Annotated in this window: 18 protein-coding genes and 1 other annotated feature; all 18 genes read left to right on the forward strand. The window is 44.9% G+C overall.

All coding sequences use genetic code 11. From position 1 onward, the window contains the following. Window positions 1–102: 102 nt before the first annotated feature. The 18 genes from MKX60_RS06600 (at window position 103) to MKX60_RS06685 (ending at window position 13,819) form a co-directional block, all read left to right on the forward strand. Window positions 103–1,191 carry a PIN/TRAM domain-containing protein gene (locus MKX60_RS06600; protein ID WP_042131244.1) on the forward strand — a complete coding sequence of 363 codons (1,089 nt, stop codon included), beginning with the start codon at window positions 103–105 and terminating at the stop codon, window positions 1,189–1,191. Window positions 1,192–1,286: 95 nt separating this feature from the next. Beyond that, window positions 1,287–1,985 carry a 2-C-methyl-D-erythritol 4-phosphate cytidylyltransferase gene (ispD, locus tag MKX60_RS06605; protein ID WP_042192206.1) on the forward strand — a complete coding sequence of 233 codons (699 nt, stop codon included), beginning with the start codon at window positions 1,287–1,289 and terminating at the stop codon, window positions 1,983–1,985. Beyond that, window positions 1,982–2,470: a 2-C-methyl-D-erythritol 2,4-cyclodiphosphate synthase gene (gene ispF, locus MKX60_RS06610; protein WP_341059378.1), complete on the forward strand. Its 489-nt coding sequence runs from the start codon at window positions 1,982–1,984 to the stop codon at window positions 2,468–2,470. The genes ispD and ispF overlap by 4 nt, the downstream gene beginning before the upstream one ends. Window positions 2,471–2,523: 53 nt before the next feature. Continuing rightward, complete coding sequence (gene gltX / locus MKX60_RS06615; protein WP_341059380.1) at window positions 2,524–3,987, forward strand: glutamate--tRNA ligase; 1,464 nt, start codon at window positions 2,524–2,526, stop codon at window positions 3,985–3,987. Between the two features lie 511 nt (window positions 3,988–4,498). Beyond that, window positions 4,499–5,191: a serine O-acetyltransferase gene (cysE, locus tag MKX60_RS06620; RefSeq protein WP_042192199.1), complete on the forward strand. Its 693-nt coding sequence runs from the start codon at window positions 4,499–4,501 to the stop codon at window positions 5,189–5,191. A gap of 49 nt (window positions 5,192–5,240) precedes the next feature. Beyond that, window positions 5,241–6,650 (forward strand): cysteine--tRNA ligase, encoded by a 1,410-nt coding sequence (gene cysS / locus MKX60_RS06625; protein WP_341059382.1) that lies wholly within the window; start codon window positions 5,241–5,243, stop codon window positions 6,648–6,650. After that, the gene (locus MKX60_RS06630; RefSeq protein ID WP_042192194.1) at window positions 6,647–7,081 is read left to right on the forward strand and encodes a Mini-ribonuclease 3; all 435 of its coding nucleotides are present in this window, start codon (window positions 6,647–6,649) and stop codon (window positions 7,079–7,081) included. The genes cysS and MKX60_RS06630 overlap by 4 nt, the downstream gene beginning before the upstream one ends. Window positions 7,082–7,118: 37 nt before the next feature. Further along, entirely contained in the window at window positions 7,119–7,883 is a 765-nt protein-coding gene (gene rlmB, locus MKX60_RS06635; protein ID WP_042131237.1) for a 23S rRNA (guanosine(2251)-2'-O)-methyltransferase RlmB, read from the forward strand. 2 nt (window positions 7,884–7,885) lie between these two features. Next, window positions 7,886–8,407, forward strand: a complete 522-nt coding sequence (locus MKX60_RS06640) for an NYN domain-containing protein (RefSeq protein WP_076286854.1) — start codon at window positions 7,886–7,888, stop codon at window positions 8,405–8,407. A gap of 158 nt (window positions 8,408–8,565) precedes the next feature. After that, window positions 8,566–9,210, forward strand: a complete 645-nt coding sequence (sigH, locus tag MKX60_RS06645; protein ID WP_036680496.1) for an RNA polymerase sporulation sigma factor SigH — start codon at window positions 8,566–8,568, stop codon at window positions 9,208–9,210. A 391-nt stretch (window positions 9,211–9,601) separates the two neighbouring features. Next, window positions 9,602–9,751: a 50S ribosomal protein L33 gene (gene rpmG / locus MKX60_RS06650; RefSeq protein ID WP_076099620.1), complete on the forward strand. Its 150-nt coding sequence runs from the start codon at window positions 9,602–9,604 to the stop codon at window positions 9,749–9,751. 20 nt (window positions 9,752–9,771) lie between these two features. Then, window positions 9,772–9,963 carry a preprotein translocase subunit SecE gene (gene secE / locus MKX60_RS06655; RefSeq protein WP_036680497.1) on the forward strand — a complete coding sequence of 64 codons (192 nt, stop codon included), beginning with the start codon at window positions 9,772–9,774 and terminating at the stop codon, window positions 9,961–9,963. Window positions 9,964–9,984: 21 nt separating this feature from the next. Next, window positions 9,985–10,518: a transcription termination/antitermination protein NusG gene (gene nusG, locus MKX60_RS06660; RefSeq protein ID WP_036680499.1), complete on the forward strand. Its 534-nt coding sequence runs from the start codon at window positions 9,985–9,987 to the stop codon at window positions 10,516–10,518. A 75-nt stretch (window positions 10,519–10,593) separates the two neighbouring features. Further along, window positions 10,594–11,019, forward strand: coding sequence for a 50S ribosomal protein L11 (rplK, locus tag MKX60_RS06665; RefSeq protein ID WP_042131235.1), 426 nt, complete (start codon window positions 10,594–10,596; stop codon window positions 11,017–11,019). An 82-nt stretch (window positions 11,020–11,101) separates the two neighbouring features. Further along, window positions 11,102–11,794 carry a 50S ribosomal protein L1 gene (gene rplA, locus MKX60_RS06670; protein WP_036680504.1) on the forward strand — a complete coding sequence of 231 codons (693 nt, stop codon included), beginning with the start codon at window positions 11,102–11,104 and terminating at the stop codon, window positions 11,792–11,794. Window positions 11,795–11,861: 67 nt separating this feature from the next. Then, window positions 11,862–12,014 (forward strand) — a sequence feature (ribosomal protein L10 leader region). A 64-nt stretch (window positions 12,015–12,078) separates the two neighbouring features. Continuing rightward, window positions 12,079–12,582: a 50S ribosomal protein L10 gene (gene rplJ / locus MKX60_RS06675; protein ID WP_042192187.1), complete on the forward strand. Its 504-nt coding sequence runs from the start codon at window positions 12,079–12,081 to the stop codon at window positions 12,580–12,582. 66 nt (window positions 12,583–12,648) lie between these two features. Continuing rightward, window positions 12,649–13,008 carry a 50S ribosomal protein L7/L12 gene (rplL, locus tag MKX60_RS06680; RefSeq protein WP_036680508.1) on the forward strand — a complete coding sequence of 120 codons (360 nt, stop codon included), beginning with the start codon at window positions 12,649–12,651 and terminating at the stop codon, window positions 13,006–13,008. 211 nt (window positions 13,009–13,219) lie between these two features. Continuing rightward, window positions 13,220–13,819, forward strand: coding sequence for a class I SAM-dependent methyltransferase (locus tag MKX60_RS06685; protein ID WP_042192184.1), 600 nt, complete (start codon window positions 13,220–13,222; stop codon window positions 13,817–13,819). The last annotated feature ends 198 nt before the right edge of the window (window positions 13,820–14,017 follow it).

Here is a 14,017-nt window from a genome sequence, read left to right on the forward strand (position 1 = left end):
TTGCAATTCCAGCGCTACCCCAAGTTTATCGTCTTGAAAATTGGAACATACTGGTGAGGTATAGATCATTCAAGGATGAATAAAAAGGAGGTGCGTTAGGTTATGTGGAAAAAAGTGATATTGTCTTTTGCTTTAATATGTGGTGCTTGGTCTGGTTTTTCGCTATACCATGCGCTTGAAAGAGGATTCCCCAAGGGGATGGAAAAGCTGAGTGAAAGTTTACCTGTAGAGGGAAGCATTTTATTTACGGTGCTGGGTGCCATTATTTTTTTGTTTGCGGGGTCTTTATGCGCGGAATGGGGAGGTTCAAAACTGCGGGAGGCGGTTCTGTACTGTTCGCGTATACCAATGAATGAATTGGCTGCAGGTGCAGCTGGGCTTACAGGGGGGCTTTTGCTATCTCTTCTGTTATATCCTGCTATGATTTGGCTTGGAAAAGCTGGGCAGTTGCTGCAGGTACCCGTTACGTTAGCTTTTGGATATATGGGGCTGCGGATCGGTCTGGAGAAAAAAGAGGAACTAGCTGCACTTTGGACAACTGGACGCTGGGGGCAAGCGGCTGAACCGGAAGGTCGTGGCCTGGAGGAGCATAAAATCCTCGATACAAGCGTTATTATTGATGGTCGGATCGCCGACATTTGCAAAACTGGATTTATTGAGGGAACGATTGTCATACCGGAATTCGTACTTGAGGAGCTCCAGCATATCGCAGATTCTTCCGATCTACTGAAACGTAATCGCGGACGGCGGGGACTTGATATTCTCAATAAAATCCAAAAAGAGCTCGATGTGAAGGTATTAATCTACGAGGGAGATTTTGAAGAAATCTCTGAGGTGGATAGTAAGCTGGTGAAGTTAGCGAAGGTACTGCGAGGTAAAGTAGTTACCAATGACTTTAACTTGAATAAGGTTTGCGAATTACAAGGAGTCTCAGTCCTGAATATTAATGATCTTGCGAATGCCGTGAAGCCCGTAGTGTTGCCTGGTGAGGAAATCGTAGTTCAGGTCATTAAGGATGGCAAAGAGCATGGACAAGGCGTAGCCTATTTAGACGATGGAACAATGATCGTTGTGGAAGGCGGACGGGAATATATCGGAACTACGATGGAGGTTCTCGTCACGAGTGTGCTTCAAACTTCAGCTGGACGGATGATATTTGCGAAGCCAAAGCTCTTGGAAAAAGCACAATAAGCGTAGATAAAGTACACGGCAAATGTCCTATGGGTTGGAAATGCCCGCCAAACACGTTATGATGGGAATATACGTGAAAGACAGGAGCCTGAGTAATGTCAAACAGTGTGGGCGTCGTCATTGTGGCGGCAGGCAGAGGAACGCGAATGGGGACTGTAGAGAGCAAGCAATATCTGTTACTGCAGGGGAAACCAATCATCGTTCATACGCTGGAAGTATTTCAGCAGCACGAATTGATTTCTGAAATCGTGCTCGTAACCGGTAAGGAAGATATTGAGCGCTGCCGGGAATGGATACAGCTCTATAAGCTGGACAAGGTTAAGGCTATAGTACCTGGTGGATCTGAGCGTCAGCATTCCGTACATAAAGGATTGTTGAAACTTACGACACAGTGGGTAATGGTACATGATGGTGTTCGTCCGTTTGTGCAGCCGAATGAAATTGAGGCATGTTACGAGCGAGCGAAGCAGATCGGTGCTTCAGTTCTTGCTGTACCAGTCAAAGATACGATCAAACAGGTGGATAACGAAGGCAAAGTACTGTCTACGCCGGATCGGCGAAGTCTGTGGGCGATTCAAACCCCGCAGACTTTTCGTCTTTCTGAATTGCTGGATGCCTATGCGGCCGCGGAGCGGGATGGATTTCTAGGTACTGATGATTCCAGCTTGGCAGAGCGTGCTGGTATTCCGGTTTCTGTGGTAGAGGGAAGCTACAGAAATATTAAGATTACGACGCCAGATGATTTGGATTTTGCAGAATTCACAGAAAGAAACAGGGGAGAGGGACAATCATGATCGCTGTAGGACAAGGGTTTGATGTACACCAACTGATTGAGGGAAGGCCTTGTATTATTGGAGGCGTTACGATTCCTTATGAAAAAGGATTAGTAGGACATTCCGATGCCGATGTGCTGCTGCACGCAGTAAGTGACGCGATTCTAGGCGCACTAGGACTTGGTGATATTGGCAGACATTTTCCGGACACAGATCCAGCGTTTAAGGACGCGGATAGCTTGAAATTATTAGAACAAGTGTGGGCACTTGCTAGCGAGCGAGGTTATAAGCTTGGAAATATCGATTCAACGATTATTGCCCAAAAACCAAAGATGGCGCCATACATTCCACAAATGACGGAGATTATCGCTCGTGCGCTTCACGCGGACCCGTCCAAGGTGAACGTTAAAGCTACGACTACTGAACAGCTTGGTTTTGCCGGTCGTGGTGAAGGAATTGCCGCACAATCTATTGTCTGTCTACTCCAAGATGTGATATCATCTTGAGATGGTCTAAGTAGCAAATCTAAGTTTTAACCATATGAAGCGGAGGGAATATAATGACGGATCAAGTCCGGGTGCGTTACGCACCGAGCCCTACGGGACATTTACATATAGGTAACGCCAGAACGGCGCTGTTTAACTATCTGTTCGCCCGTAATAAAGGCGGTAAATTCATTATCAGAATTGAAGATACAGACGTGAAGCGCAATGTCGCAGGCGGCGAAGAGAGCCAGCTTAAGTATTTGAAATGGCTAGGCATGGATTGGGATGAGAGTGTTGATGTTGGCGGAGAGTACGGACCTTACCGCCAGACTGAACGTCTTGACCTATATCGTGTATATTGGCAGGATTTGCTGGATAAAGGTTTGGCTTACCGCTGTTACTGCACAGAGGAAGAACTGGAAGCAGAACGTGAAGAACAGACTGCACGTGGAGAAACCCCTCGTTATTCCGGCAAACACCGTGATTTGACGGAAGAACAACGCCTTGCCTTTGAAGCTGAGGGACGAGTAGCTAGCATTCGCTTCCGTGTACCAGAAGATCGTACGTACACGTTCGATGATATCGTAAAAGGTACTATTTCTTTTGATACGAAAGAAATGGGTGATTTTGTTATCGTGAAGAAGGACGGAATTCCGACCTATAACTTTGCGGTAGCTGTTGATGATTATTTGATGGCTATCACCCATGTACTACGTGGGGAAGATCATATTTCCAACACACCACGTCAGCTTATGATCTATGAGGCTCTTGGTTGGAAACCCCCAATATTTGGTCATATGACACTGATTGTCGGTGACAACCATAAGAAGCTTAGCAAGCGGGATCAATCTGTCATTACATTTATTGAGCAATATGATGAATTGGGTTACTTGCCTGAGGCTTTGGTTAACTTCATTTCTCTACTGGGCTGGTCGCCAGAGGGAGAAGAGGAGATCTTCAGCAAAGAAGAACTTATTTCTATTTTTGATGCGGACCGTTTGTCCAAAAGTCCGGCTGTATTCGACAAGCACAAGCTGGCGCATCTAAATAATCACTATATTAAGCATGCTGATCCTAAACGGATCTCGGCATTAGCGATTCCACATCTGCAAAAAGCGGGGAAAATACCGACTGAGCTGAATGATGAGCAGCAGGCATGGGCAGAAAGCCTTGTAGCACTGTATCAAGAGCAGATGAACTCTGCCTCCGATATCGTAGAGCTATCTGAACTATTCTTCCGCAGCCATCTCGAGTTAGAAACAGAAGCGGCGCAGGTTCTGGCGGAAAGCCAAGTGCCTGAAGTCTTGTCTGCTTTCCTAGCTAAGGTTGAAGCTTGTCAGGATTTCAGTGCTAGTAATATGGCTGTACTGATCAAGGAAGTGCAGAAAGAAACAGGGCACAAAGGCAAAGCTCTCTTTATGCCGATACGTGTGGCTTTGACCGGACAAACGCACGGACGTGATCTTAATATAACGATTGCTTTGCTCGGCCAAAACCGTGTCATCGAACGTTTGAAATCACAAATTAAAGGAGCTTAAGGTAGTATTACTTATCATTAAGCCTCTTGTCAGTCCCTTATCTTTTACGCTAAGATAGAACCATATGATAATAGCTGTGATCAGGAGAAGTACGTCCATAAAGGCAATTGCCAGAGAGAATAACCGAGAAAGGGATACCCTTTCGGGCTGGGAGTTATTCATTTGTCCGGGGCAGAACATGCGCCTGTGAGCTGCACGGTTGAACGATCCTAAAGGCTCGTTAGATCGCGCCGGGTACATCGCCGTTAATGATGCCAAGTGGAACGAAGGAACTCTGCCGATGGTAACAACAGCAGTCTGTTTGATTCGTTCAAGCAGAGTGGAACCGCGGTTAAACGTCTCTGCAGCTTTATGCTGCAGGGGCTTTTTTTGTTTCAGGGTATCTTTTCTAATATAACAAACCAAGCAAACACCCACAGCATATGTATGATAAGAATGATGGATTGGAGACAATACCTTCCTTGTGTACCTGTAAACAGGAGATGGGGGAGTCAAGAAGAGAGGAACCGTGATGTTTAAGCATATTAAGTCGGACATTCGGGCGGTATTTGATAACGATCCCGCTGCCCGCAGCTGGTTCGAGGTTGTCTTCACATATGCAGGGTTGCACGCCATTTGGGGTCACCGGATTGCCCATTCTTTTTTCAAACGCCGCTGGTATACAATGGCCCGTATGGTCTCACAGTTTAGTAGATTTATGACCGGTGTTGAAATCCATCCCGGAGCTGTCATCGGAAATAGGCTGTTTATCGACCATGGTATGGGGATTGTTATTGGGGAAACCTGTGAAATCGGTGATGATGTTATTATCTATCAAGGTGTTACACTTGGGGGGACAGGGAAAGAAAAAGGTAAGCGCCATCCCACAGTTGGCAACAATGTAGTTATTGGTTCTGGTGCGAAGGTATTAGGATCGTTTCGTATCGGCGACAATTCAAATATAGGTTCGAATGCGGTTGTGCTGCGTGAAGTTCCAAATAACAGTACAGTAGTAGGAAATCCGGGCCGTGTAGTAAAACGTAACGGTGAACGTGTATCCGATCGTTTGGATCATACCAAGATGCCAGACCCGCTTGTAGATTCACTTCGCTTTCTGCAAAAAGAGATCGAAGAGATCAGAGAGAAGCTTGGCGAAGAAGATAAGCAAAAGACCGCGCAGCGGCTAGTCGAAACTCAGCAGTACATTGGTGATTACGAAATTTAAGCATATCCGGTACTTAAGGAATCGGGACAACAGAAAGGGTTGGAATAGGATGGCTTTACAAATTTACAACACAATGACACGCAGCAAGGAGCAGTTTGTGCCCCAAGAGTCGGGCAAAGTGAAAATGTATGTATGTGGTCCAACCGTTTATGGATATATGCATATCGGAAATGCTAGACCTATTATTGTCTTTGATATGGTCCGGAATTATTTGGAGCAACTCGGCAATGAGGTACGGTATGTTACGAACTTCACAGATGTAGATGATAAACTGATACGCAAAGCAGAAGAAATGAACACTTCAGTAGCAGAGGTTGCTGAGATTTTTATTAATGCTTATCGTGAGGATCTTGAAGGGCTTGGAGTAAAACCGGCAACATTGAATCCGCGGGTAACAGAAAGCATGGAGCTGATCATTGGATTCATTAAAGAGCTCGAGGAAAAAGGGTATGCCTACGAGAGTGGTGGCGATGTATACTACCGTACTTCCAAATTTGAAGACTATGGTAAGCTGTCCCGTCAGAATCTAGATGAATTACAGTTTGGTATTCGCGTGGAGGTAGACTCACGGAAAGAGAAACCTGAGGACTTTGTGCTGTGGAAAGCAGCAAAACCAGGTGAAGTGTACTGGCAGAGCCCGTGGGGAAATGGACGCCCAGGCTGGCATATTGAATGCTCGGCTATGGCAAGAGAGTTCTTGGGGGATACGATGGACATCCACGGGGGTGGACAAGATTTGCAGTTCCCGCATCATGAATGCGAATGCGCTCAGACAGAAGCTCTGACGGGTAAGCCACTCTCTAATTACTGGATGCATAATGGATTTATCAACATCGGTGATGAAAAAATGTCGAAATCATTGGGTAACGGTTGGCTTGTGAAAGATATCCGTGGGCAATTTAAAGCTGGAACTATTCGTTATTTCATGCTATCGACCCATTATCGTAATCCATTGAACTTCTCGGTGGATTCAATGACTTCAGCTGAAAAGAGCGTAGAACGTATCTCACTTGCAGAAAGTAACGTTAAGCATCGTCTTGAACTTGCTGTTGAAGGTGCTCAGGGTGAGGTCAGCTTAGAGATTAATGATAAGTTATCTGCTATTGTGGCCAATTTTCATGCTAGAATGCAGGATGACTTTAATACCCCTGATGCGATTACGGCTATGTTTGATTGGGTGAGTCTTGCAAACCATACCCTTGCGAATAGTGAAGCAGCCCCTGCTGATTTTGCTGCGTTGCTGCAAGCTTTTGGGGAAATGAATGCTGTGCTGCGTTTGACACCTGAGCATGAGGAAGAAGAGATCGCGAGTGAAGAAGTTGAACGATTGATCGCGGAGCGGGTTGAAGCGCGTAAAAATAAGAATTGGAGCCGGTCCGATGAGATTCGTGATGAATTAGGTCGCTTGGGCATATTGCTTGAGGATACTCCGCAAGGAATGCGGTGGCGGCGGAAATGAGTGAGGAACGCAAGTTTCAGAACGGGTGGTTTCCTTACGAGCCTTCCAAACCTGCGCGACTCCTCTCGCCAATTGTGCTTGCCTATGTAGGAGATGCCATTTACGAAGTGTCAGTTCGCCAGTATTTAGTATCTCTTCCGAATTTGCGCCCAAACCATTTGCATCGCTCTGCTACAGGACTTGTATCCGCTAAGGCGCAGAGTGCAATTCTTGGATTTTTGGAGCCAAGTCTCACAGAAGAGGAAAAAGATGTCGCCCGTCAGGGGAGAAATGCTAAATCGGGAAGTATTCCTAAGAATGCAGATGTGCTTGAATACCGTCATGCTACTGCTTTTGAGTGTCTGATAGGTTACTTATACTACACAGGTCAACAGGAGAGAATACAAGAAATTGTGAACAGTGGCATACAGTTTATGTTGAAACAGCCGTGATAAGGCTTTTGCGAAATAGAGAATAGGAGAAGTGAACATGGAAGAAGATTTGAAGACAGAAGAGGAAATATTGGCTGGGAAGCATTCAGTGCTTGAGGCGCTTCGTGCGGGTCGTACATTAAATAAAATATGGATTGCAGAAACGGCTCAGAAGCATCTGACCGCACCAATCGTCGCTGAAGCACGTAAAGCGGGGATTGTCATTCAGCATGTGGACAAGCGTAAGCTGGATCAGCTTGCTCCTGGAGTTCAACATCAGGGGGTAGTTGCTCAAGCCGCACCTTTTGCCTATGTCGAGGTAGATGATCTGCTGGCTGCAGCTGAAGCCAAAGGAGAGCCTGCATTCTTGATTTTGCTGGATGAGATTGAAGATCCTCATAATCTGGGGTCCATTCTGCGGACAGCAGATTGTACTGGAGTGCATGGAGTAATCGTACCTAAACGTCGTTCGGCTCAGATTACTGCTACCGTCTCCAAAACATCGGCGGGTGCCGTGGAATATGTTCCGGTTGCGCGGGTCACTAACCTAGGTCAGACCATTGATCGTCTGAAAGAGCAGGGAGTCTGGGTAGTAGGTACGGATGTGGATACAGATCAGAATCTGTTTGGATCCAATATTTTCACAGGACCGGTAGCTGTTGTAATCGGTAATGAGAATAAAGGGATGGGACGCCTGATTCGTGAAAAATGTGATGTATTACTTAAGCTGCCGATGGCCGGAAAGATCAATTCATTAAATGCCTCTGTCGCCGCAGGAGTCATTATGTATGAAGTGGTACGCCTTCGGCAACAGCAGGGATAACTATGGCCGACTGGCGCGATGTGCTGCTTGTGGACGGGTACAATATGATCGGTGGCTGGCCGGAACTAGCGGCACTGTCCCAGATTGGTATGCAGGAAGCACGCGACCGCTTGATGGATTTGCTGGCTGATTACCAGGCTTACTCAGGACGACGAGTTATTGCTGTGTTTGATGCATACCGCGTTCCAGGATTGGGTCGGTCATTTGTCCAGGGCAAAGTCCAGGTGTTTTTCACCAAGGAAAAAGAAACCGCAGATGAATGCATTGAGCGATTGGTTGGAGAATTTAGCAACCGACGTCGACAGATCTATGTTGCAACAAGTGACTTTGTGGAGCAACATATTATTTTCGCCCAAGGTGCACTGCGGATTTCTGCAAGAGAATTGCACCTAGAAATTGAAGAGAACCAGAAACAAGTGAAAAAAGCTATCGAACCGGGAAGTATCAGTTCTACACGTCATTCTTTGGAAGACAAACTGCCTCCTGATGTGCGGAGTAAATTGGAAAATTGGCGTAGGCAGTGACAAGAGGAAAGATTTAGGCGATATTTTTATTCCATTTTATGCTATTCCAGATTGTTTTTGGACAAATCCGGTTGACGGTGTAAGGTAACATAATATATACTGATCCTATATTTCGCGAAGTAACGATGTGTCTTGCGTTGCAGCCGGGGGGATTCTTGGTGAGTGTCGACCTCAAGGAAATAATGCTATCCGAGTATGATTTCATAAGTGATGAAGATATTGTCGAGGCTTTCCGTGGTGGCGACAGTGGCGCATTGGAACACTTAATTAATAAATACCGTAATTTTGTACGTGCTAAAGCCCGCTCTTATTTCTTGATCGGGGCAGATCGTGAAGATATTGTTCAAGAAGGAATGATTGGTCTATATAAGGCTATTCGTGACTTTAAAGGTGACAAGCTCTCTTCATTCAAGGCTTTTGCTGAGCTCTGCATAACACGTCAGATTATAACTGCTATTAAGACGGCCACGCGTCAGAAGCATATTCCGCTCAATTCTTATGTTTCTTTGGATAAGCCCATTTATGATGAAGATTCCGACCGGACGCTTATGGATGTCATTTGTGGAACTCAGGTACTAGATCCAGAAGAGCTAATTATCAATCAAGAAGAATTCATTGGACTTGAAGATAAGATGGCGGAGATTTTAAGTGACCTAGAGCGTAAGGTTCTGATGTTGTATTTAGACGGACGATCTTATCAGGAAATTGCTGAAGATCTGAAGCGGCATGTGAAATCTATTGACAACGCTTTACAACGAGTAAAGCGGAAATTAGAAAGATATCTAGAAGTGCGTGACAATTAATGATATAATGAACACAAGAGGGCTCGTACATCGAGTTCTTTTTTTTAGTCTCATGAAATTGCTTAGATAGAATTAGGAGCTAACACCATAAATTTCTATTTGAGTTGATTTTAGTTGTTGCCGTTGAGGGTAGGTTTATACACAGTCGGAATGCCCCATAATGATAAGGAAGACAGCGAAGTGTGAGGAAGAGATAGACCCAAGGACAGGGTACGGCCATATGACTATAACACCCGAAATTACCCAGTGCAGAACGGAATTCTTTCGTTGACACAGACCTTGACATTATGCTAAAGTGTTTTAGGTAGGCCTAAATTCGCGGCTTTTTTTAGGATCAATATTTACGTCTTCTAATTGTATTGTTAGAAGGACGTCTCGGGAGGTGCACATCATGCGGGTAATTATCACTTTGGCTTGTACAAGTTGCAAACAAAGAAACTATGCGACTACCAAAAACAAGCGAAATCACCCCGACCGCATGGAGATGAAGAAATTTTGCAAGTATTGTAACTCGCAAACTCCTCATCGCGAAACCAGATAGTCTGTGGAGGTGTAGTCGGCATGAAACGTAGTTTCAAGTCTATGTTTTCCTTTTTCACTGAGAGCTGGAGTGAACTCAAAAAAGTTCGCTGGCCAAGTCGTAAAGAATTGACCAACTATACATTGATCGTTCTCGGTACAATTGTAGTTGTCGCTATTTACTTCTGGGTTCTGGACATCGGTATTTCCGCTGTGATTGAAGCGATTATTTAGAGAGGTCCCAGGTGGCTTGATATGGAAAAAAGATGGTATGTCGTTCATACCTATTCTGGGTATGAGAATAAGGTCAAAGCCAATTTGGAAAAGCGCGTTGAGTCCATGGGCATGGAAGACAAAATATTCCGCGTTCTTGTTCCTATGGAAGAAGAAATCGTAAACAAAGACGGTAAGAAAAAAACCGTTATGCGTAAAGTTTACCCGGGTTATGTTTTGGTGGAAATGGTTCAGACTGATGATTCCTGGTATGTTGTCCGCAATACTCCGGGCGTTACTGGATTTGTTGGTTCGACAGGCTCAGGGTCTAAACCAACAGCTTTGCTTCCGGAAGAGGTAGAACAAATTCTGAAGCATATGGGCATGGTTGAACCTAAAGCGAAGATTGATTTCGAAATCAAGGAATCCGTACGTATTATGGTTGGTCCGTTTGCGAATTTTGTGGGATCCGTGGAAGAAATTTTGGCTGACAAGAGCAAGATCAAAGTGCATGTGAACATGTTTGGACGGGAAACCCCGCTAGAGTTGGATTTCACTCAAGTGGAGAAAATATAACATAAGCTAAGGGTTTCTTGTGGGAGAGCGCCAATGGCGTTCGAAGACCACTATTTTTGCAAGGAGGTGTCACTCATGGCTAAAAAAGTTATTAAAATGGTGAAACTGCAGATTCCTGCAGGGAAAGCGAATCCAGCGCCTCCAGTAGGTCCGGCGTTAGGTCAAGCAGGTGTCAACATCATGGCATTCTGTAAGGAATTTAATGCTCGTACTGCCGACCAGGCTGGCTTGATCATTCCGGTTGAAATTACAGTATTTGAAGACCGTTCCTTTACGTTCATCACTAAAACTCCTCCGGCTGCTGTTCTGCTTCGCATCGCTGCTAAAGTAGAAAAAGGATCCGGCGAACCAAACAAGAAAAAAGTAGCAAAAATCGGCCGCGCTGCGGTTCGTGAAATTGCTGAAACAAAAATGCCAGACCTTAACGCTGCATCTGTAGAAGCTGCAATGCGTATGGTTGAAGGTACTGCTCGCAGTATGGGTATCACAATCGAAGACTAGTAGTTTTCGAAGAATCGGTCATTCGTGACCCGCAAGTATGTGGGAGGAATTTCCGCTAACACCACAAAGGAGGAACATTTTCATGGCTAAACATGGTAAGAAATACCAAGAAGCTGCTAAGCTGATCAACAGCGAAGCAACTTACGAGCCTTCAGAAGCTGTAGAGCTTGTGAAAAAGGCAGCGACTGCAAAATTCGACGAAACCGTTGAAGCAGCAGTTCGTCTGGGTGTAGACCCGCGTAAACAAGACCAAGCAGTTCGTGGTGTTGTTGTCCTGCCTCACGGCACTGGTAAAACACAACGCGTGCTTGTATTTGCAAAAGGTGAAAAAGCGAAAGAGGCAGAAGCTGCTGGCGCGGATTTTGTTGGTGATCAAGACATGATCAACAAAATTCAACAAGGCTGGTTTGAATTTGATGTCTGCGTAGCTACACCTGATATGATGAGTGAAGTCGGTAAACTGGGTCGTCTGCTTGGTGGTAAAGGTCTTATGCCTAACCCTAAAGCTGGCACAGTTACATTCGATGTTTCCAAGGCTGTGCAAGAAATCAAAGCCGGTAAAATCGAATATCGTCTTGACAAAGCAGGTCAAATTCACGCGCCAATCGGCAAAGTGTCCTTTGATGCTGCACAATTGAACGATAACCTTAAAGCTCTTATCGACGCTTTGAACCGTGCGAAACCAGCTGCTGCTAAAGGTGTATACCTTAAAGGCATCTCGATTTCTTCCACAATGGGTCCTAGCGCTCGTGTGAACACAACCGTCTTCAGATAAATAAGGGTTGACTCTTTGGGTCAATTTTGATAATCTATAACAGTTGTGAAACTTAAGGTATCAATCTTAACCTTGAATATGCTTACCGTAGACAGTAGGTGCCTTAGTGCTTAATTCCCTACCGAGGTGTTGTGATAGAAACAAGAAGTAACGAGCTCGCTCGTATAACTTTCGTTTTATCAAGCCTTCGTGATTCTGCGGAGGCTTTTCTAATGCCTGCGTAGGAGCGGTGATGCTTTCCTTGGAAAGGACGCCGACACATAAATTTTCAGGAGGTGTATACATTGGCAAATGCAAAAGTAATTCAAGCAAAACAGGATGCGGTTGACGTTGTTACTGCGAAACTGCAAAACAGTCTTTCGACTGTTGTAGCGGACTATCGTGGATTGAACGTTTCCCAAGTGACTGAACTGCGTAAGCAACTTCGTGAAGCTGGCGTTGAGTTTCAAGTCCTGAAGAACACATTGCTACGTCGCGCAACTGCTGCGGCTGAGTTGACTGAGTTGGATGAAGTTTTGACTGGTCCAACAGCTATCGCATTCAGCACAACTGATGCAGTAGCTCCAGCTAAAATTTTGAACGATTTCGCCAAGAAAAACGACGCTTTGAAATTGAAAGGCGGCGTAGTAGAAGGACGTGTCATCGACGCGGACCAATTGAAAGCACTGGCTGAGCTTCCATCCCGCGATGGTTTGCTGTCCATGCTGCTTAGCGTACTTCAAGCTCCAATGCGCAACTTCGCGCTTGCAGTTAAAGCTGTTGCTGAAAAAGAAGAACAAAGCGCGTAAGCCTTTGGCTCTTACAGCATAAATCAATACCACAAACAAATTTAAATTATAAATGGAGGTTCAATCATGAGTAAAGAAGCAATCTTGGAAGCAATTAAAGGCATGAGCGTATTGGAACTGAACGACCTGGTTAAAGCAATTGAAGAAGAATTCGGCGTAACAGCAGCAGCTCCAGTAGCAGCTGGCGGTGCGGTAGCAGCAGTAGCTGAAGAGCAATCCGAATTTGACGTAATTTTGACAGGCGCTGGCGCTTCCAAAATCAACGTTATCAAAATCGTTCGCGAAATCACAGGCCTTGGCTTGAAAGAAGCTAAAGACCTTGTAGACAACGCACCAAAAGCAATCAAAGAAAAAGTAAGCAAAGACGAAGCCGAAGCTACTAAAGCAAAATTGGAAGAAGCAGGCGCAGCTGTAGAAGTGAAGTAATTCCTTCTATACTGAAAACCCCTTGAACTTGTTCAAGGGGTTTATTTTATAAAAATATAAGAAAGTATAAGTTTCACATTATACTTTATCTTTATATTTCTCGCTTGAACGCTTACCGTCCTTATAAGGACATCAGAGGCGTTTATGCTTGATAGAGTTAGTAGGGTTGTGTGAATACAAACTATTAACATAAAGGAAAGGGAGGATAGAGATGTCGCAACATTATTATTCGCAGCAACCGGAAGTGCGTCATGACAGACGTACCATCGACACCGTTCTAAGAGGCAAAAGCTTTCGTTTCACAAGTGATGCGGGTGTGTTCTCTAAAGGAGACATCGATTACGGTAGTCGAGTTCTCATTGAAGCTATGGATATTCCGGACGGTTCAGCAGTGCTTGATGTGGGTTGCGGATATGGACCGATAGGCATAAGTGCAGCATACCTAGCCCCCAAAGGGCAAGTTACGATGATTGATATTAATAGTCGTGCGGTAGAACTTGCGCGTGAAAATGCCCAGCACAATGGAATCCGGAATGTTACGGTAATGGAAAGCGATGTGCTCGGCGCATTGAATGAACAACAAAAGTTCGATGTGATTCTTACCAATCCTCCGATACGTGCAGGAAAAGCTGTAGTGCATCAGATTTTTGAAGAAGCTTATGAGCATTTAAATGAGGGTGGATTTCTGTGGATTGTCATTCAGAAGAAGCAGGGCGCTCCATCAGCGGTAGCTAAACTTGAAAGCTTGTTCTCAAATGTAGAAGAAGTAGGCAAAGATAAAGGTTATCGTATTATTAAAGCTCAAAAATAAAAATCAATAGGTTATTGACATGTGATAGTGATAATGGTATTATTATAAAATGTCAGTATTAAGATAGGCTCCATGTCTTTAGTTTGCTGAAAATGTCAAGCGATATATTGTCGCCGGCTAGCGCAAGCCGTACGGCAAGTTTTTTGCGAATTGGTTCTCTATGCTCTGGCGTAGCGAGTGTTACGCGGTAATAGATAA

This window comes from Paenibacillus sp. FSL R5-0914 (assembly GCF_038004525.1).
In the GTDB taxonomy this organism is placed as follows: Bacteria; Bacillota; Bacilli; order Paenibacillales; family Paenibacillaceae; genus Paenibacillus_AQ.